This window comes from Jannaschia sp. M317 (assembly GCF_025141175.1).
In the GTDB taxonomy this organism is placed as follows: domain Bacteria; phylum Pseudomonadota; class Alphaproteobacteria; order Rhodobacterales; family Rhodobacteraceae; genus Jannaschia.
In genome coordinates this window covers 773,824-790,121 of record NZ_CP081155.1, presented here as the reverse complement: position 1 = coordinate 790,121, position 16,298 = coordinate 773,824, and the positions used below count along the sequence as shown (strand labels likewise).

Annotated in this window: 19 protein-coding genes; 8 read left to right on the top strand and 11 right to left on the bottom strand. The window is 67.1% G+C overall.

What is annotated here, in order from left to right; translation table 11 throughout:
* Positions 1 to 50 precede the first annotated feature (50 nt).
* The 3 genes from K3551_RS04160 to rocF are packed head-to-tail and all read right to left on the bottom strand — an operon-like array spanning position 51 to position 2,958.
* A complete protein-coding gene (locus K3551_RS04160) occupies positions 51 to 1,109 on the bottom strand; it encodes an ornithine cyclodeaminase (protein WP_259917940.1) in 1,059 nt (352 codons plus the stop codon).
* Entirely contained in the window at positions 1,106 to 2,032 is a 927-nt protein-coding gene (gene ctlX, locus K3551_RS04155; protein ID WP_259917938.1) for a citrulline utilization hydrolase CtlX, read from the bottom strand. Before ctlX ends, K3551_RS04160 begins: the two co-directional genes overlap by 4 nt.
* 2 nt (positions 2,033 to 2,034) lie before the next feature.
* On the bottom strand, positions 2,035 to 2,958 hold the full coding sequence (gene rocF / locus K3551_RS04150; protein WP_259917936.1) for an arginase: 924 nt from the start codon (positions 2,956 to 2,958) through the stop codon (positions 2,035 to 2,037).
* A 113-nt stretch (positions 2,959 to 3,071) separates the two neighbouring features.
* Here rocF and K3551_RS04145 point away from each other — a divergent pair, with 113 nt between their 5' ends.
* The gene (locus K3551_RS04145; protein WP_259917934.1) at positions 3,072 to 3,494 is read left to right on the top strand and encodes an Lrp/AsnC family transcriptional regulator; all 423 of its coding nucleotides are present in this window, start codon (positions 3,072 to 3,074) and stop codon (positions 3,492 to 3,494) included.
* A 103-nt stretch (positions 3,495 to 3,597) separates the two neighbouring features.
* Here K3551_RS04145 and K3551_RS04140 read toward each other — a convergent pair whose 3' ends face one another.
* Positions 3,598 to 4,086, bottom strand: coding sequence for a peroxiredoxin (locus K3551_RS04140; RefSeq protein WP_259917933.1), 489 nt, complete (start codon positions 4,084 to 4,086; stop codon positions 3,598 to 3,600).
* A gap of 74 nt (positions 4,087 to 4,160) precedes the next feature.
* On the opposite strand from K3551_RS04140, the gene K3551_RS04135 reads away from it, so the two are divergent.
* On the top strand, positions 4,161 to 5,357 hold the full coding sequence (locus tag K3551_RS04135) for an NAD(P)/FAD-dependent oxidoreductase (RefSeq protein WP_259917932.1): 1,197 nt from the start codon (positions 4,161 to 4,163) through the stop codon (positions 5,355 to 5,357).
* Entirely contained in the window at positions 5,354 to 5,899 is a 546-nt protein-coding gene (rsmD, locus tag K3551_RS04130; RefSeq protein ID WP_259917931.1) for a 16S rRNA (guanine(966)-N(2))-methyltransferase RsmD, read from the top strand. The genes K3551_RS04135 and rsmD overlap by 4 nt, the downstream gene beginning before the upstream one ends.
* Before the next feature lie 81 nt (positions 5,900 to 5,980).
* Here rsmD and K3551_RS04125 read toward each other — a convergent pair whose 3' ends face one another.
* The gene (locus K3551_RS04125; protein ID WP_259917929.1) at positions 5,981 to 7,018 is read right to left on the bottom strand and encodes a TRAP transporter substrate-binding protein; all 1,038 of its coding nucleotides are present in this window, start codon (positions 7,016 to 7,018) and stop codon (positions 5,981 to 5,983) included.
* 151 nt (positions 7,019 to 7,169) lie between these two features.
* On the opposite strand from K3551_RS04125, the gene recQ reads away from it, so the two are divergent.
* Positions 7,170 to 9,224, top strand: coding sequence for a DNA helicase RecQ (recQ, locus tag K3551_RS04120; protein ID WP_259917927.1), 2,055 nt, complete (start codon positions 7,170 to 7,172; stop codon positions 9,222 to 9,224).
* Here the strand turns inward: recQ and K3551_RS04115 are convergent.
* On the bottom strand, positions 9,221 to 9,538 hold the full coding sequence (locus K3551_RS04115) for a DUF3775 domain-containing protein (protein ID WP_259917926.1): 318 nt from the start codon (positions 9,536 to 9,538) through the stop codon (positions 9,221 to 9,223). The two genes, recQ and K3551_RS04115, sit on opposite strands and share 4 nt — an antisense overlap.
* 132 nt (positions 9,539 to 9,670) lie before the next feature.
* Here K3551_RS04115 and yaaA point away from each other — a divergent pair, with 132 nt between their 5' ends.
* Positions 9,671 to 10,447 carry a peroxide stress protein YaaA gene (gene yaaA, locus K3551_RS04110; RefSeq protein WP_259917925.1) on the top strand — a complete coding sequence of 259 codons (777 nt, stop codon included), beginning with the start codon at positions 9,671 to 9,673 and terminating at the stop codon, positions 10,445 to 10,447.
* A gap of 59 nt (positions 10,448 to 10,506) precedes the next feature.
* Here the strand turns inward: yaaA and dapE are convergent, their stop codons facing one another.
* The 3 genes from dapE to K3551_RS04095 all read right to left on the bottom strand — a co-directional run bounded on the left by dapE (position 10,507) and on the right by K3551_RS04095 (position 12,357).
* Positions 10,507 to 11,649, bottom strand: coding sequence for a succinyl-diaminopimelate desuccinylase (gene dapE / locus K3551_RS04105; RefSeq protein ID WP_259917924.1), 1,143 nt, complete (start codon positions 11,647 to 11,649; stop codon positions 10,507 to 10,509).
* Positions 11,646 to 11,993, bottom strand: a complete 348-nt coding sequence (locus K3551_RS04100; RefSeq protein WP_259919474.1) for a hypothetical protein — start codon at positions 11,991 to 11,993, stop codon at positions 11,646 to 11,648. Before K3551_RS04100 ends, dapE begins: the two co-directional genes overlap by 4 nt.
* 106 nt (positions 11,994 to 12,099) lie before the next feature.
* Positions 12,100 to 12,357 carry a GlsB/YeaQ/YmgE family stress response membrane protein gene (locus K3551_RS04095; RefSeq protein WP_259917922.1) on the bottom strand — a complete coding sequence of 86 codons (258 nt, stop codon included), beginning with the start codon at positions 12,355 to 12,357 and terminating at the stop codon, positions 12,100 to 12,102.
* Between the two features lie 272 nt (positions 12,358 to 12,629).
* Here K3551_RS04095 and K3551_RS04090 point away from each other — a divergent pair, with 272 nt between their 5' ends.
* Positions 12,630 to 12,911, top strand: coding sequence for a DUF6525 family protein (locus K3551_RS04090; protein WP_259917921.1), 282 nt, complete (start codon positions 12,630 to 12,632; stop codon positions 12,909 to 12,911).
* Positions 12,912 to 12,930: 19 nt separating this feature from the next.
* Here the strand turns inward: K3551_RS04090 and dapD are convergent, their stop codons facing one another.
* A complete protein-coding gene (gene dapD / locus K3551_RS04085; RefSeq protein WP_259917920.1) occupies positions 12,931 to 13,758 on the bottom strand; it encodes a 2,3,4,5-tetrahydropyridine-2,6-dicarboxylate N-succinyltransferase in 828 nt (275 codons plus the stop codon).
* 92 nt (positions 13,759 to 13,850) lie between these two features.
* Between dapD and K3551_RS04080 the strand changes: the two genes are divergently transcribed.
* Positions 13,851 to 14,306, top strand: a complete 456-nt coding sequence (locus K3551_RS04080; RefSeq protein ID WP_259917919.1) for a DMT family transporter — start codon at positions 13,851 to 13,853, stop codon at positions 14,304 to 14,306.
* On the opposite strand, the gene K3551_RS04075 is transcribed toward K3551_RS04080, so the two are convergent.
* On the bottom strand, positions 14,303 to 15,229 hold the full coding sequence (locus K3551_RS04075) for a threonine/serine dehydratase (RefSeq protein WP_259917918.1): 927 nt from the start codon (positions 15,227 to 15,229) through the stop codon (positions 14,303 to 14,305). The two genes, K3551_RS04080 and K3551_RS04075, sit on opposite strands and share 4 nt — an antisense overlap.
* A gap of 60 nt (positions 15,230 to 15,289) precedes the next feature.
* Here K3551_RS04075 and K3551_RS04070 point away from each other — a divergent pair, with 60 nt between their 5' ends.
* The gene (locus K3551_RS04070) at positions 15,290 to 16,150 is read left to right on the top strand and encodes an LOG family protein (protein ID WP_259917916.1); all 861 of its coding nucleotides are present in this window, start codon (positions 15,290 to 15,292) and stop codon (positions 16,148 to 16,150) included.
* Positions 16,151 to 16,298 lie beyond the last annotated feature (148 nt).

Sequence of the window (16,298 nt, the reverse complement as noted above, 5' to 3'; positions counted from 1 at the left end):
AACTGCACTGTCAGCAATCACCAATTGCTAACCGACGAGGGGACGTCTGCCTAGTCGCCCGCGCCGTCCGCCCGCGCCACCATCCCGAACAGGTCACGCGGGTCGTCCGGGTCGGCCAGCATGTCGAGGTCGAGGTAATGGCCGGTGCGTTGCAACTCGCCGTAGATGTGACGCAGGGCGCTGAAATCCTCGGTCGCGAAGCCCACGCTGTCGAACAGGGTGATCTGGCTGTCGGTGCGACGGCCCGGAACCTGCCCGTCGATGACGCGCCACAGCTCGGTCACCGGGTGGTCGGGGTCCAGTTGCTGGATCTCTCCCTCCACCCGGGTTTGCGGCGGGTATTCGACAAAGATGTCGGACCGCAGCAGGATGTCGCGGTGCAGTTCCGTCTTGCCGGGACAATCGCCGCCGATGGCGTTCAGGTGCACGCCCGCGCCGACCATGTTGTCGCTGAGGATCGTCGCCTGCTTCTTGTCGGCGGTGCAGGTGGTGATGATCTGGGCCCCGGCGATGGCCTCTTCGGCGGTGGTGCAGGGCACGACGCGCAGGCCGGTGCGCGACAGGTTGCGCGCGGCCTTGGCGGTGGCCTCCGGGTCGATATCGTAAAGCCGCACCTCCTCGATCCCCAGGCAGTGATGGAAGCCCAGCGCCTGGAACTCGCATTGCGCGCCGTTGCCGATCATGGCCATGACGCGGGCCCCCTTTGGGGCCAGGTGGCGGGCGGCGACGACCGACATGGCCGCCGTGCGCAGCGCCGTCAGCACCGTCATTTCCGTCAGCATCACCGGATAGCCGTTATCGACCCGCGCCAGCACGCCAAAGGCCGTGACCGTCTGAAAGCCGCGCGCCATGTTGGCCGGGTGACCGTTGACGTATTTGAAACCGTAGAATTCCCCGTCCGACGTCGGCATCAACTCGATCACGCCTTCCTCGGAGTGGGAGGGCACGCGCGCCACCTTGTCGAAGTCTTCCCAGCGCAGGAAATCCGCCTCGATCCGGTCGGCGATGGCGGCGATGGTTTCGGCCACGCCGGTCTCGTTCACGATCTTCATCATGTCGTGGACAGACACGAAGGGCACCATCGCCAGGCGGGAGGGGGAGAGGGTCATGGCTTGGCCTTTCGAGGCGAAAGATGAACGCCCGCCAGCATGCAGCGGATCGATCCGCCGGCGGTTTCTATGGTGGGCACGGGCATCGGCAACAGCCGGGCGTGCGCGGTAATGCGCGCCCGCTGCGCGTCGCTCAGGACGGCGTGCGCGCGGGCCGAAAGCGCCAGGACGGCACCGTCGCGTCCGGCAAGTTCCAGCGCGTTGCCGGCAAAGCCGTCGATCTGTGCCGGGGTCAGGTCGATGACGTCCCGGCCATCCTCGGCCAGACGCTCGGCCACCTCGGCGCGGCGGTCGGGATCGTCGATCATGTCGAGACAGATCAGCGCAAAGCCGGTCCCGATCGTCAGGATGACGTTGGTATGATAGACTCTCATCCCCCGTGCGTCGCGCGCATCGAACGCCATGGGTTCATAACCGAAGTGGGTGCAGAACCGCTCCAGGATAACGGGATCGGCGCGGTTCGACCGCGCCACATAGGCCACCCGCCCGATGTGGTCGAGAACCATGGCCCCGGTGCCTTCCAGGGCCAGGCCGTCCCGCTCCAACCCGGAATAATCGATCACGTCCTGAACCCGGTAGTCCTGCTTCAGCTGTTCGATCACATCCCAGCGCCGTTCCCGGCGGCGGTTTTCGGGGAACATCGGATAGACCGCGATATGTCCGCCCGCATGGGTCGAAAACCAGTTGTTCGGAAACACGCTGTCGGGGGTGTCGCGGCTGCCGTCGTCCTCATGGACATGAACCGTCACGCCCTCGGCCCGCAGGCTGGCAACCACGGCATCGAATTCCGCCGTTGCACGGCCCGGTTCCTCGACACTGCCGCCGCCGGTCTGAAAGCCGTTGTCGGCGCGGGTTTCGGGGTTGGACCGAAACGCCAGCGGCCGGATCATCACAACGGCAGAGGGGGCCTGAACGGATGCCATGATCAGCCTCGCGTCGGGCGGTCGAGGACGGATTTGCCAAACAGCGAGGCCACGAAATCCACCATCAGGCGCGCCGTCTTGCCACGGTCGTCCATGAAGGGGTTCAGCTCTGCGATGTCGAGCGAGGTGACAAGGCCGCTGTCGTGCAGCCATTCCATCACCAGATGCGCCTCGCGGAAGGTGGCACCGCCGGGCACGGTGGTGCCCACGGCGGGGGCGATGTCGGGGTCAAGGAAATCGACATCGAAGCTGACGTGCAGATGCCCATTCGCGGCCTCTACCCGGTCGAGAAAGGCGCGCAGCGGCGTGGCGATGCCATGTTCGTCGATCGCGCGCATGTCCGCGACCTGAATGTCGGTCGCGGCCAGCACCGATTTCTCGTGCGGGTCCACCGACCGCAGCCCGATCATGCAGATGTTGGCCGGGTCGACGCGTGCAGGCAGCACAGGGAACTGCGGGGAAAAGTCGGACAGCCCGGTGAAATAGGCAACCGGCGTACCATGCAGGTTGCCGGTGTCGGTGCTGTCGAAATCGTGGATGTCCGAATGGGCGTCCAGCCACAGCACGAACAGCGGTCGGCCCGCCGCCTCGGCGCGGGCGGCCATGGCAGGAACGGTGCCCGCAGCCATCAGGTGATCACCGCCCAGAAAGATCGGGATGTCATGGGCCGCGACGCGCCCTGCCTCTGCCTGCAGGGCACCAACCCACCCGGCACAGAGCGACAGATCACGGATCGCAGTGTTGCGCGCGGGTGGCACCTCGGCGGCCAGCGGGGCCACGTTGCCCCGGTCGGTGACATCATGGCCCAGGTCGACCAACGCCTGGCGCAATCCTGCCGTGCGCAGGGCATCGGGACCCATCAGGCAGCCCCTCCGCCAGGCTCCGGTCTGGATCGGCGCACCGATCAGGGAAATGGTCTTGGTCATGTGTGTCTCCGTTCTTGCGGTTGGATTGATCAGACTGGCCCGGCAGATCGTAGCGCGATAAGTGATCGAAATGAGCATCTCATCGACCAAATTGCGCAAGGTGACCCGACAAAATGGATAAACTCGACCTGCGCCTGCTGGCCGCGCTATCGGCGGATGGCCGGGCCTCCGTCTCGACGCTGGCGGCTGATCTGGGGGTCACCCGTGCCACGGTGCGGGCCCGGATGGATCGCCTGACCGAAGCAGGTGAAATCCTGGGATACCGCGCGGTGCTCAAGGGGGACCTGGGCGATCGTGCCGTCCGCGGCATCATCCTGATCGAGATCGAGGGCCAGGGTGCCGCCCGCATCACCCGCACCATGGCCCGGATGCCAGAGGTAGAGGCCGTGCATTCCACCCATGGCCGCTGGGACCTGATCGCAGAGCTGGGTGCCGACACGCTGGAGGTTCTGGATCGCACGTTGGGCCGCATCCGCATGATCGATGGCGTCAGCCGATCCGAGACGAACCTCTATCTGTCGACGACGCGCGGCTGAGCGCGGCCCCCGCCCCCGGCCCGCGCGGGGTTTCCGAAGGGGGCATCGCCCCCTTCGGGCAGGGGAGCGCGAGGGGATGGCAATCCCCTCGCCCCCCCGTCCGTCAGACTTCGGCCAGCATCGCCTCACCGGCGGTGGCCTCGCAGATCCCACGCCCCTGCTCCAAATGCAGCACCTTTACCGTGCCGTCCTCCACGAGCATGGCGCAGCGGGTGGTGCGTCCGTGAAACCCTGCCGCCGGCGCATCGAAGTCTAGGCCCAGCGCCTTGGTAAGCGCCCCGTCGCTGTCGCCCAGCATGTGCAGACCAGCCGCCTCGGCACCGGTTGCCTCCGCCCAGGCTTTCATCACGTGGGGATCGTTGACGGCAAAGCAGATAATATCGACGACACCCTTCTCGGCAAAGGCGTCCTTGGTCCGTATGAAGCTGGGCACATGCGCTGTGGTGCAGGTCCCGGTAAAGGCACCCGGCAGGCCGAACAGCACGACCGTCTTGCCGGCCGTCAGCTCGGACAGGGCCACGCCTTCGGGCCCGTCGTCGCCGATCCGCAGCAGGGTGGCCTCGGGCAGTCGGTCGCCGGTGGTAATCGTCATGTCGCAGTCCTCGTGTTTGAAGTTCGATCCTCGGGGATATAGCTGTGACCGACACGGGGACCAGAGGACGCACCATGGATCACATCGCAATCGTCGGCGGCGGCCAGGCCGGGGCCACCACGGTCGAAACCCTGCGCAAGAAGGGCTTCGACGGGCGCATCACCCTTTGGTGCGCCGAGCCGGAGATCCCCTATCAACGCCCGCCCCTGTCCAAGGCCTATCTGCTTGGCGACATGGCGCGCGAACGGCTGCATCTGCGGCCCCGCGCCTTCTACGACGATCAACGGGTGGACCTGCACCTTGCCACGCCGGTGACGTCCATCGACCCCGCCGCGCGCACCCTGACCCATGCGGGCGGGGTCGAGGCGTGGGACGCGCTTGTGCTGAGCACCGGTGCCACCCCGCGCCGCCTGCCCGCCGCCATCGGCGGTGACCTTGGCGGCGTCCACACCGTCCGCACATTGGCCGATATCGACGCGATGGAGCCGGACTTTGCGCCGGACGCCCACCTGCTTGTCGTCGGTGGCGGATATATCGGCCTGGAGGCCGCCGCCGTCGCCCGAAAGCGCGGCATGCGCGTCACCCTGCTGGAGGCCGCGGAGCGTCTGCTGTCCCGCGTCTCCTGCGCCGAAACCGCCGCCTGGTTCGCCGCCAAGCACCGTGCCGAGGGCGTCGACATCCGCGAAGGAACCCAGTTGGATCGCCTGACCGGTGACGGGCGGGTCACCGGGGCCGTTCTGGCCGACGGCACGGTCCTGGCCGTAGACAGCGTGGTCATCGGGATCGGCGTCACGCCGAACACTGCCCTGGCCCAGGCGGCGGGGCTGGCGGTCGACAATGGCATTGCGGTGGACGCGCGGGGACGGACCTCTGCCGCCGGGGTCTGGGCCGCCGGGGATTGCTGCTCCTTTCCGGTGGGCGACATCCGGTTGCGGCTGGAATCGGTGCCCCATGCGATTGAACAGGCCCAAACCGTTGCCGGCAACATCCTGGGCGACACCACCGACTACCTGGCCAAGCCCTGGTTCTGGTCCGATCAATACGACGTCAAGTTGCAGATCGCGGGCCTGAACACCGGCTTCGACCGCGTCGTCCAGCGCGACGGGGATGGCCGGTCGCATTGGTACTACGCGGGCGACCGCCTGCTGGCAGTGGACGCCATGAACGACCCGCGGGCCTATATGGTTGGCAAGCGGCTGGTCGAGGCAGGCCGGTCCCCGGACCCGGCGCAGGTCGCCGACGGCTCCGTCCCGATCAAGAGCCTGATGTGAGAATCGTCGGAGGCCGCTGGCGGGGCCGCCGTCTGGCCAGCGTCGGCAAAGGCGATGCCGCCGCCCATCTGCGTCCGACCACCGACCGCGTCCGCGAGTCGATCTTCAACCTGCTGATCAACGGCGGCCATGGCGATCCGGTGACGGAGGCCCGCGTGCTGGATGTCTTCGCCGGCACCGGTGCCTTGGGTCTGGAGGCGCTGAGCCGGGGGGGGGCGCAGGCCACGTTCATCGAACAAGGCCGCAAAGCTCAGGCCATCCTGCGCGAGAACATCGCCCTGCTGGACGCCCCCGCCCGCCTGCACCCCCGCGACGCCCGCCGCCCCGGCCCCGGCACGCCGCATGACCTGATCTTTCTCGACCCGCCCTACGCGCAGGGTCTGGGCGAAAAAGCCATCGCCGCCTTGCTGGACGCGGGCTGGATCGCGCCCGAGGCGCTCATCGTCTGGGAAGAGAGCACGGCCCCCACCCTCGCCGGCCTGATCCAGGTGGATCAGCGCCGCTATGGCGACACGCTCGTCACCCTGGCCCGGCCCACCTGACGCGAAAGGGCGGCCCATGATGGACCGCCCCCTGCTTCTTCTCGGCGAAAATACTCATTCCGACGCGGCTGCCCGCGCGGATCACTGCGCGATGTTCGCCGCAACCGCCGCCTGCGCATCGGCAACCAGAGCCGCTCCGTCGAGACCTTTTTCGGTCATCTCCACGATCCACTCGGCGGTGACCTCTTCGCCCAGGGCGATGATCTCGGCGGTTGCCTCCGTCGACATTTCCGCGATCTGGTTGTCGGTGGCTTCGATCACCAGCTTCGCTTCGGCATCGCCGATGTCATGGGCGCGCCCGGCCCAGGCCGAGGCCATCATGCCGGAATTGTCGTCGATCACCTGCTTCAGATCATCGGGCAGGCCCTCGTAGACAGCCTTGTTCATTGCCCAGATAAAATAGAGGTTATAGAGCGACTTGTCGCCCGCCACGTCGGTGTGGCTGTCGGTCAGTTCGTCCAGCTTCAGCGGGGGGGCCTGCTCCCAGGTGATGACGCCGCCGTCCAGCACGCCCTTGGCCAACGCCTCGGGAAAGGCGGGGACGGGCATACCGACCGGGTTCGCGCCCAGTTTGCGCAGCAGCAGCGTGGCGGTCCGCGACGGGCCGCGCAGGTCGAGACCGGCGAAATCGGCGACTGTTTCGGGCGCGGCCCCCTTTTTGTGAACCAGCCCGCGACCGTGCATGTGCGCGGCGATGACGTGGACGTCCGCGAAATCGTCCATCAGGTGCTGCTCGGTAAAGGTCCAGGCGGCTTTCGACGCCTCTTCGGCGGATTTGGTCACCATGAACGGCAGTTCCAGCGCCTCCGCCTCGGGGAAACGGCCGGGCTGATAGCCGGGGATCACCCAGCCGCCGTCAATCGCACCGTCCGCGATCAGGTCGTATTGAGTGGGCGCGGCACCGCCCAACTGCATGAAGGGGAACAGCTGGACCTCGATCCGGCCGCCCGATTGCTCTTCGATGGCATCGGCCCAGGGCTGCATGAAATGCTTTGGGTTGGCCGACGTCGGGTTGACGAAATGCTGGAAGCGCAGCGTCACCTCGGCGGCGGCTGCGGGCAGCGCCAGGAGGGTCGTGGCCAGCGAGGTGGCGATCAGGGTATTGCGAAGGATGGACATCGTGGTCCCCCATAAAGTGCGTCAGGGTGGGTTACGTAATACAACATCTCGTAAACTTAAAGACGCTTTTTGCGAATCGTTCGCATACGCTTGCAACCCGCGCGCCGCGTCCTGCCTTGTGAACAGGCCTGCCATATGAGACTCCGAGGGCATGTCAGACACGCCCTCTCCCGCCCCTGCGGACCTTCTGTCCAGCGTCTTCGGTTTCGACGCCTTCCGTCCCGGTCAGGCGGAGATTGTAGACGCCGTCTGCGACGGGCGCGACGTGTTGGCCATCATGCCGACGGGTGGCGGAAAATCCCTTTGTTTCCAGCTACCTGCCCTGTGTCGCGATGGTTTGACCGTTGTGATTTCACCGTTGATTGCCCTGATGCGCGATCAGGTGCGCGCCTTGCAGGAGGCGGGGGTGACCGCCGGGGCGCTGACCTCGGGCAACACCGAGGAGGAGACCGAGGCCGTCTGGCAGTCGATCGAGGAGGGACGGCTGAAGCTGCTCTATATTGCGCCGGAACGGCTGGCCTCCGGTGGCACGGAACGGATGCTGAAAAACTCCAACTGCACCCTGATCGCCGTGGACGAGGCCCATTGTGTCAGCCAGTGGGGCCACGATTTCCGCCCCGACTACCTGCGGATCGGGGCCCTGCGGCAGGCCCTGGACGTGCCGCTGGCGGCCTTTACCGCGACAGCCGACGCCGAAACCCGCGATGAAATCATCCGCCGCCTGTTCGACGCCCCGCCGCAGGTGTTCCTGCATGGCTTCGACCGGCCCAACCTGACGCTGGCCTTCGAGCCGAAGAACCAGCCGCGCCGCCAGATCCTGTCGTTCGCCGCCGCGCGCAAGGGGCAATCGGGCATCGTCTATTGCGGCACACGCGCCAAGACCGAGGGGCTGGCGCGCGCGCTTGCCGACGACGGGCACAGCGCCTGCCACTACCACGCGGGCATGGACCCGGACGACCGCCGCCGGGTGGAAACCCGGTTTCAGCGCGAGGACGGATTGATCGTCGTCGCAACCGTCGCCTTTGGCATGGGCATCGACAAGCCTGACATCCGCTGGGTCGCCCATGCAGACCTGCCGAAATCGGTCGAATCCTACTATCAGGAAATTGGCCGCGCGGGCCGCGACGGTGCCCCCGCCGACACGCTGACCCTGTTCGGGTCCGACGACATCCGGTTTCGACGCCAACAGATCGACGAGGGGCTGGCCCCGCCCGACCTGAAGCAGGCCGACCATGGTCGCCTGAACGCCCTGCTGGGCCTGGCCGAGGCACAGGTCTGTCGCCGGGTATCCCTGCTGCGCTACTTCGGCGAGGACAGCGCGCCTTGCGGCAACTGCGATCTCTGCGCCAAACCGCCCGAGTTGTTCGACGCCACGACCGAGGTGCGCAAGGCGCTGTCGGCGATGCTCCGGACCGAGGAACGCTTTGGCACCGGGCACCTGATCGACGTGTTGCGCGGCACCGAAACCGACAAGACCCGCCGTTTCGGGCATGAAACCCTGCCGACCTGGGGCTGTGGGTCGGATACGGCGAAACCGCAATGGCAGGCGATCTTCCGGCAGATGATGGGGCTGGACCTGGTTCGCCCGGATGCGGAACGTCACGGCGCGTTGCGCATGACCGACCCCGCGCGCCCAATCCTGCGCGGCGAGGAAAGCGTCACCTTGCGCCGTGACACCATCGTCCGTGCGGAACGTCGCCCCGCCGTCAAACAGCTGGTGTCCGAAGAAGACGCGCCGATGCTGTCCGCGCTCAAGGCCAAGCGCCGCGCCCTGGCCGAGGCACAGGGTGTGCCCGCCTATGTCGTCTTTACCGACCGCACCCTGATCGAGATGGCCGAGACCCGCCCCGACAGCCTGGACGCCATGGCCCGGATCAGCGGCGTGGGGGCCACCAAGCTGGACCGCTATGGCGCGACCTTTCTGGCCGTCATCACCGGAGAGACCCCGGAGCCGCAGCACCCCGCGCGGCGCAAGCTGGCGGGCCGTGGCGAGGGCGAGATATACGACCGCCTGCTTGCCGTTCAGGGCGATCTGGCACGGGGGCCGGACGGGATGGACAAGCCGATGACCTGCTCGTCGGCGCAACTGGCCAAGGTCGCGCGCGCGCCCGCAGATGCCGACGCCCTGCGCCGCATCCTGGGCGACCGCCACGCCGATCGCTTCGGCCCGGCGTTCCTGGCGGTTCTACGCGCGACCGAAGACTAAAGCAGCGCGTTTTCGTCCTCAGCCGCCGACAGGCCCAGGGCCTCCAGCCCGGCCTCCAGGTGGTCTGCGAAATGCGGGGTGCCCAGCAGATAGTCGGCGGTCGGCGTGCGCGCCTCTTCCTGGGCGACACGCAGCGCTTCGGGCAGGTCTTCGGCGGCAAAGCTCTCGCGACCAATCCACATGACGGCCACCAGGCTCTGCAGCTCCTCCTCGTTCAGGCTGTCGAGAAAACCGCGCAATTCCGGCTCCGCTCGGGCCAGTTCGTGCCCGTAAAGGATGACCTGGGCGATCTTGGGCAGCGATATCTCCAGCATGGTTGCGACTCCCTGTTGTGCTGAGGTCAGTCTGCCCGCCCCTGCGACCATCGGACCATGACCTGCATCAAGCCCGGTGGTTGCACCCGACCGGACAGGCCCTAGATTGCCGACACACCCGCAGGAGGCCCCATGCTGACCGTCATCTCGCCCGCCAAATCGCTGAACTTCGATCCGGTCGAGGTCGCGCCCACCGCCCCCCGCTTTCCGGAGGAAACCGAAAGCTTGGTGCGGACCGCGCGGCGCAAGGGCATCAAGGACCTGCGCGACCTGATGAGCATCTCGGAGCCGCTGGCCCGCCTGAACCGCGATCGGTTCCGCGACTGGGATCACGCGCCGGAAAAGCCGGCGATTCACGCCTTTGCAGGCGACACCTATACCGGCTTCGACGCCGCGACCCTGTCGGAGGATGCCACCCGGCAGGCGCAGGCGCGTTTGCGGATCCTGTCCGGGCTTTATGGTCTGTTGCGTCCGCTGGACGCGTTGAAACCCTATCGGTTGGAAATGGGCAGCCGCCTGGCCACGCGGCGGGGCAAGGATCTCTATGCTTTCTGGGGCGACCGGCTCGCGCGCGCCCTGAACACGGATGCCGCAGCCGAGGGCAGCCGCTTTCTGCTGAATTGCGCCAGTCAGGAATACTTCGGCGCGGTGGACCGCAAGGCGCTGACCCTTCCGGTGATCACGCCGACCTTCCTGGAGGACAAGCCCGGCGGGCCCAAGATCGTCAGCTTCTTTGCGAAACAGGCACGGGGATCGATGGCGCGGTTCGTCGTGGACAACCGGATCGAGGATCCCGCCGACCTCTGCACCTTCGATCTGGGCGGTTATGCCTATCAGCCCGACCGTTCCTCGCCCGAGGCCCCGGTCTTTTTGCGCGCCGATCAGGGGGCCAGGGGCGCGGCGGCGTAAACCCCGCCCTACGGGTTCGTGCGTCAGGCGTAGGGCGGGGTTTACGCCGCCCCCCGTTGTCAGGCGAAGTAATCCGCCAGCATCCGGGCGTAGATCGCCTTGAGCTGGCCGATCTGTTCCACGCGGACCCGTTCGTCCACCGCGTGCATCCGGTGGCCGACCAGACCGAATTCCACCACCGGGCAGTGGTTCTTGACGAAACGCGCGTCCGACGTGCCGCCCGTGGTCGACATCTCCGGCAGACGGTTGGTTTCCAGCTGCACCGCACGCGACACAAGGGCCGACAGATCGCCGGGCGGCGTCACGAAGCTTTCGCCCGAAACCTTGACCCGCATCTCGACCATCACGCCGGTTTCCTCGGCCACGCGGTCCGCCTCGGCCTGCAACCACTCGGTCAGGCTGGCGGAGGTATGGGCATCGTTGAACCGGATGTTGACCGTCGCGCGCGTCTCGGCGGGAATGACGTTGGTGGCCGCGTTGCCGGTGTCGATGGTGACGACCGCCAGGGTGGAGGCATCGAAATGCTCCGTCCCCGCGTCCAGCACGTGATCCGACAGCCGCGCCATCAACCGCGCCATCGCGGGCATCGGGTTCAGCGCCAGGTGGGGATAGGCCGCATGGCCCTGGGTGCCTTGGACGGTGAACCAGACGTTCATCGACCCGCGCCGCCCGATTTTCATCATCTGGCCCATGTGATCGGGCGAGGTGGGTTCGCCGACGATACAGACATCCATCCGTTCGCCTTCGGTGTCCATCCAGTCGAGCAGGGCGATGGTGCCATCGGTGGCATCGCCCTCTTCGTCCCCGGTGATCGCAAGGATCAGCGCACCATCCGGGGGCGTCCGGGCGACGAAATCGACGGCGGCGGCGGCAAAAGCGGCGACGCCGGATTTCATGTCAGTGGCCCCGCGCCCGTAAAGCCAGCCGTCCTCGATGACCGCGCCAAAAGGGTCGTGCGTCCAGGCATCGCGGTCGCCCACCGGCACCACATCCGTGTGCCCGTTGAAGCCGAAGGTCCGGGCGTGGCCCTTGTCGCCCCAGCGCGCGAACAGGTTCGCGGTACCGCCCTGATCGACGCGCGTGCAGGCAAAGCCCGCGTCACTCAGCAACCCCTGCAACAGAACCAGCGCGCCGCCCTCTTCTGGCGTGACCGAGGGGCAGCGGACAAGGTCGGCGGTCAGGGCGACGGGATCGCAGGTCATGCCTCGTCGCCTTCGCGAAAGACGGTGGTCTGGGCCACGATGACGGCGTTCTCGGCCAGGGCGCGGTCCATCAATTCACGCTCGTCCGCCTCGATGTCGTGGCCCTCGGCCAGGCGTTCTTCGAGAGTGCCGTAGCCGGTCACCTCCAGCACGTTCATTTCGGCGGTCTTGAGGACGGCCACGGTTTCGCGCACCGCCTCCTCTTCGTCGACGCCCGAGGCATAGCACATCAGTGCCGCGCCCGAGGCATCGGCGGGCAGGCCATCGCCGTCACGGCGGCCCACCTCCACCAACAGGGTAAAGACGTAATGCGGGCGCTTGGGTTTTTTGGGCTTTTCGGACATGGGCTCGGGTGTGGGTCCGGCACCGCGGCTTGTCAAGCGAGCCACCGACGCAAGAGGGCACCGCCCTGTCGGACGATGCCCCCTTTGCAGGCTGTTGAGGTTGCTGTCAGGCAGCGCGGCCCCGGACGGCACGGACGGCAAAGATCAGGATACAGGCCCCGATAATGCCGACGATCATCTGCGCGATCCAGCCACCGGCGGCGGAAATGCCGACCAGACCCAGCAGGAAGTTGGCGACGACGGCACCGACGATGCCAAGAATGATGTTGAGGATCAGGCCCGTATCGGCCTTCATGATCATGCTGGCGATCCAGCCAGCAAGGCCACCGACGACGATGGCCGCGAACCAACCAAGTCCTTCCATGATGCGATCTCCTTCAGAGTTGTGCGTCGGAGATGTAACGTCGCTTGGGCCGATCAGGTTCCCGAGCCGAACCTACCCACCCCCGCCCGGCCCGGTGACGGCATAGGCCAGCATCACGCCGCCACAGCCAAAGATGAAAAGCAGGGCCGTCAATCTGGATCGGGTCATGGGCGTCGCCTCCGTTCGCCCTTTCACGCCGATCCGGGCGAATTCCGTCGCGGCCTTTGACAGTTTTTGCCCGCCGTTTCATCTTGCGCGCCACGGAGGACAGGATGACCGATCGCACACCGCCCCCGCCCGGTCTGTCCCGGGCACAGCGTGAGAACATGGCGGCCTTTGATGCGCTGCCACCCGCGCTGCGCGCCTGGCTGGCCGAGGCGCGCCTGCCCTGGTCGCCCGCCTCTGCGCGCCGGGCCTGGCGGCGTGCCCTGTGGAAAAACATGGGCCGCACAAAGGCGGCCCTGGCCCATATGGACCGTATCGAAGAAGATCGCATTGCCCGCGATGCCCTGACGCTGGAGCGTCAGCGGGACGGCCTGCGCAGGCCGGAGTGAACCGGCCCGCGCGTCTGGATCAGTCGCGCAGCAGCTCGTTGATCGAGGTCTTGGACCGGGTCTGCGCATCCACCTTTTTCACGATGACCGCGCAGTAGAGGTTCACGCCGTTCTTCGACGGCATCGACCCGGCCACCACGACGGACCCGGCGGGGACTTCGCCATAGGTGAACTCTCCGGTCTCGCGGTCGACGATCTTGGTGGATTTGCCGATGAACACGCCCATGCCCAGGACCGAGCCTTCGCGGACGATGCAGCCCTCGACCACCTCGGACCGCGCGCCGATAAAGCAGTTGTCCTCGATGATGGTCGGCCCCGCCTGCATCGGTTCCAGCACACCACCGATGCCGACGCCGCCCGACAGGTGGACGTTCTTGCCGATCTGCGCGCAGCTGCCCACGGTGGCCCAGGTGTCGACCATGGTGCCCGAATCGACATAGGCGCCCAGGTTCACGAACGACGGCATCAGCACCACGCCCGGCGCGATATAGGCCGACTTGCGCACGATGCAGTTCGGGACCGCGCGAAAGCCGGCGGTCTCCCACTTTGCGGCGTTCCAGCCATGGAACTTGCTGTCGACCTTGTCCCACCAGCTGCTGCCTTGCGGGCCGCCGGACTGCAGCTCCATATCCTTCAGGCGGAATCCCAGAAGGACCGCCTTCTTGGCCCATTGGTTCACGTGCCAGTCGCCGCTGTCCTGCCGCTCGGCCACGCGCAGGCTGCCACTGTCGAGCGCATCCAGCGTCGCTTCGATGGCATCGCGCGCCTCGCCGGTGGTCTGCGGCGTGATCTGGTCGCGACCCTCCCAGGCGGCTTCGATGGCGGCTTCCAGCTGTGCGTTCGACATGGGGCAGGCTCCGGGGCGGGGATGAATTGACTGGGGCGCTCTTATCGGCCAGCGCTCGTCGGAGCAATCCCGCCGCATCCTCCGGAGCCGCCATGCCAAGCCTCGCCCCCTCTCTGATCGTGCCCATGCTGGTGGTCCTTGCCGCCGGAATCGTCTTTGCGATCCAGTCGCCGCTGAACGCGACCCTGGCCCGCGACGTCGGCAGCGGGGTCGTTGCGGCCACCGTTTCGGTCGGGGTCAGCTTTGTCGTGCTGCTGGCCCTGGCCCTGATCCAGGGCCAGGGCGCGGCATTGGCCCGGGTACCCGCCGCGCCACCGGTTCTTTGGCTGGGCGGTGTCCTGGGCGCGCTGGTGGTCTGGGGAATGCTGACATCGGTGCCGGTGCTGGGCATCGTGACGGCGCTCGGCATCCTGCTGCTGGGTCAGATGAGCACCGCCCTGGTTCTGGACGCGATCGGGGCCTTTGCCTTGCCGGTGATCCCGATCACCCTGCCAAGGGTTCTGGGCGTGTTGATGATCGCGGCGGGCCTGTTGCTGACGCGGCTTTAGCCCGCAATCGGATCCGGGGCGGGATTGGCCCCGCAGATCAGAACGGCCACCCGTTCCCCCGGTTCAGGTCGGTACGCCCCCGAAACCAGGGCCGCCAATGCGCAGGCCCCTGCCGGTTCGACCAGAACACGCGCCTCTTGCCAAAGCATGTGCTGCGCCTGGGTGATCGCCGCATCGGGGACCGTGACAGCCGGGCGGCCCTGCGCCAGACCGTAACATATCTCTCCGATGCGGCTGGCACCCAACGCGTTCGCCGCTACGCCGGACACGGGCACGTCGACCGGTCCGCCCTGGGCCAGCGCGGTGTGCAGCGCGCAGGATTGCTCCGGCTCGACGGCGACGACACGGCGGCGGTCGCCCCACCAGGCGTAGGCCCCGGCGATCAACCCGCCGCCGCCGACCGCGATCAGCACCGTGTCCGCCTCCAACCCCTGTGCGTCCCATTCCGCAAAGCAGCTGCCTTGTCCCGCAACCGTCGGCACGGCGTCATAGGCATGGACCTGCATCGCCCCCGTCTCGGCCTCATGCGCACGGGCGGCGGCCAGCGCCTCGGCATAGAGACCGGGGACAACGTGGCACGTCGCGCCGGTCCGTTTGATGAGAGCGATCTTGGCGGGCCCCGCCACCTCGGGCACGAAGATGTGTGCCGCATGGCCCAGGCTGGCGGCGGCAAAGCCCACGGCGGCACCGTGGTTCCCGCCCGAGGCGGCGACCACCCCGGCGGCCGGCACATTGGCCTGCAGCAGCGTGTTGAACGCGCCCCGCGCCTTGAAGCTGCCGGTGTGCTGCATCTGCTCCAGCTTCACGGCGATATCAAAGCCACCCAGGGTCATCTGGCCCACTGGCGTCACCCGTGCATGGCCCGCGATCCGATCACGCGCGGCGGCAACCACTGGCCGCCAATCGTCTGGCAATTCAATCATCTCGCGCCCCCTTGCCCCGCCTGTTAGACCCGTCCCAACAGCTTGATGCAAGGACGCCCGATGACCGACCACGACCGCCGCCACCCGCTCCGTCATTCCCGCGAAGACGTCGAAACGGCCCATGGCGTTCCCGACACACCGCAGACCCGATCGCCTGCCTATCGCCTGGCCTTCGCCGACGAGGATTTCCTCTGCCGTGAAGAACTGCGCCCCGTCCGACTGCAACTGGAGCTGCTCAAACCCACCCTCCTCATGGATGAGGCAGAGGTCGAAAGCACGGTCGTCCTGTTCGGCGGCGCCCGCATCCCGCGACCGGAAAATCGCGACAGCGCCCGGACCGATACCCTGCGCGACCTGGCCGACCAATACGAAGAGGCGCGCCGTTTCGCGCAGATGATCACCGAAAGGTCGATGGCCGAGACCGGCGGCCGCGAGAACGTGATCGTCACCGGCGGCGGCCCAGGCGTGATGGAGGCCGGCAATCGCGGGGCCCAGGACGCGGGTGGCCGGTCCATCGGGTTGAACATCGTGCTGCCCCACGAACAGGCCCCGAACCCCTATGTCACGCCCGAACTGTCGTTCAATTTCCACTACTTTGCCGTGCGCAAGATGCACTTCCTCGTGCGGGCCAGTGCCGTCTGCGTCTTCCCCGGCGGCTTCGGCACGCTGGACGAGCTGTTCGAGGCGCTGACCCTGATCCAGACGGGCCGGATGGAACGGGTGCCGGTTCTTTTGTTCGGCGTCGACTTCTGGAAGGGGATCATCAACTGGGACGCCTTGCAGGAGGCCGGGACCATCGGGGTCGACGATCTGGACCTGTTCCGCTTTGTCGACACCGCCGAAGAGGCGATGGGACACCTGGACAACTGGCACCTGCCCCGCACCCGGCGCGACAAGATTCCGGGCCGCGTCGAAGGCTGAGACCGGGGCGCGCAAGGCGCTGCGCAATGCATCCGCCAATAGGTAAATCCCGCGTTAAGGTTAACGCGCCGACCTTATCTTCCTCTGGCCATAAATACCGCGGGGGGGCGGCAAAGGCACCGGGGGCAGGGCCCCCTCTGCGCGCGCC

Bases quoted from the DNA above. Each gene is read 5' to 3' on its own strand.
- K3551_RS04160 (WP_259917940.1), bottom strand. From the start codon at position 1,109: ATGACCCTCTCCCCCTCCCGCCTGGCGATGGTGCCCTTCGTGTCTGTC.
- ctlX (WP_259917938.1), bottom strand. From the start codon at position 2,032: ATGGCATCCGTTCAGGCCCCCTCTGCCGTTGTGATGATCCGGCCGCTG.
- rocF (WP_259917936.1), bottom strand. From the start codon at position 2,958: ATGACCAAGACCATTTCCCTGATCGGTGCGCCGATCCAGACCGGAGCC.
- K3551_RS04145 (WP_259917934.1), top strand. From the start codon at position 3,072: ATGGATAAACTCGACCTGCGCCTGCTGGCCGCGCTATCGGCGGATGGC.
- K3551_RS04140 (WP_259917933.1), bottom strand. From the start codon at position 4,086: ATGACGATTACCACCGGCGACCGACTGCCCGAGGCCACCCTGCTGCGG.
- K3551_RS04135 (WP_259917932.1), top strand. From the start codon at position 4,161: ATGGATCACATCGCAATCGTCGGCGGCGGCCAGGCCGGGGCCACCACG.
- K3551_RS04125 (WP_259917929.1), bottom strand. From the start codon at position 7,018: ATGTCCATCCTTCGCAATACCCTGATCGCCACCTCGCTGGCCACGACC.
- recQ (WP_259917927.1), top strand. From the start codon at position 7,170: ATGTCAGACACGCCCTCTCCCGCCCCTGCGGACCTTCTGTCCAGCGTC.
- K3551_RS04115 (WP_259917926.1), bottom strand. From the start codon at position 9,538: ATGCTGGAGATATCGCTGCCCAAGATCGCCCAGGTCATCCTTTACGGG.
- yaaA (WP_259917925.1), top strand. From the start codon at position 9,671: ATGCTGACCGTCATCTCGCCCGCCAAATCGCTGAACTTCGATCCGGTC.
- dapE (WP_259917924.1), bottom strand. From the start codon at position 11,649: ATGACCTGCGATCCCGTCGCCCTGACCGCCGACCTTGTCCGCTGCCCC.
- K3551_RS04100 (WP_259919474.1), bottom strand. From the start codon at position 11,993: ATGTCCGAAAAGCCCAAAAAACCCAAGCGCCCGCATTACGTCTTTACC.
- K3551_RS04095 (WP_259917922.1), bottom strand. From the start codon at position 12,357: ATGGAAGGACTTGGTTGGTTCGCGGCCATCGTCGTCGGTGGCCTTGCT.
- K3551_RS04090 (WP_259917921.1), top strand. From the start codon at position 12,630: ATGACCGATCGCACACCGCCCCCGCCCGGTCTGTCCCGGGCACAGCGT.
- dapD (WP_259917920.1), bottom strand. From the start codon at position 13,758: ATGTCGAACGCACAGCTGGAAGCCGCCATCGAAGCCGCCTGGGAGGGT.
- K3551_RS04080 (WP_259917919.1), top strand. From the start codon at position 13,851: ATGCCAAGCCTCGCCCCCTCTCTGATCGTGCCCATGCTGGTGGTCCTT.
- K3551_RS04075 (WP_259917918.1), bottom strand. From the start codon at position 15,229: ATGATTGAATTGCCAGACGATTGGCGGCCAGTGGTTGCCGCCGCGCGT.
- K3551_RS04070 (WP_259917916.1), top strand. From the start codon at position 15,290: ATGACCGACCACGACCGCCGCCACCCGCTCCGTCATTCCCGCGAAGAC.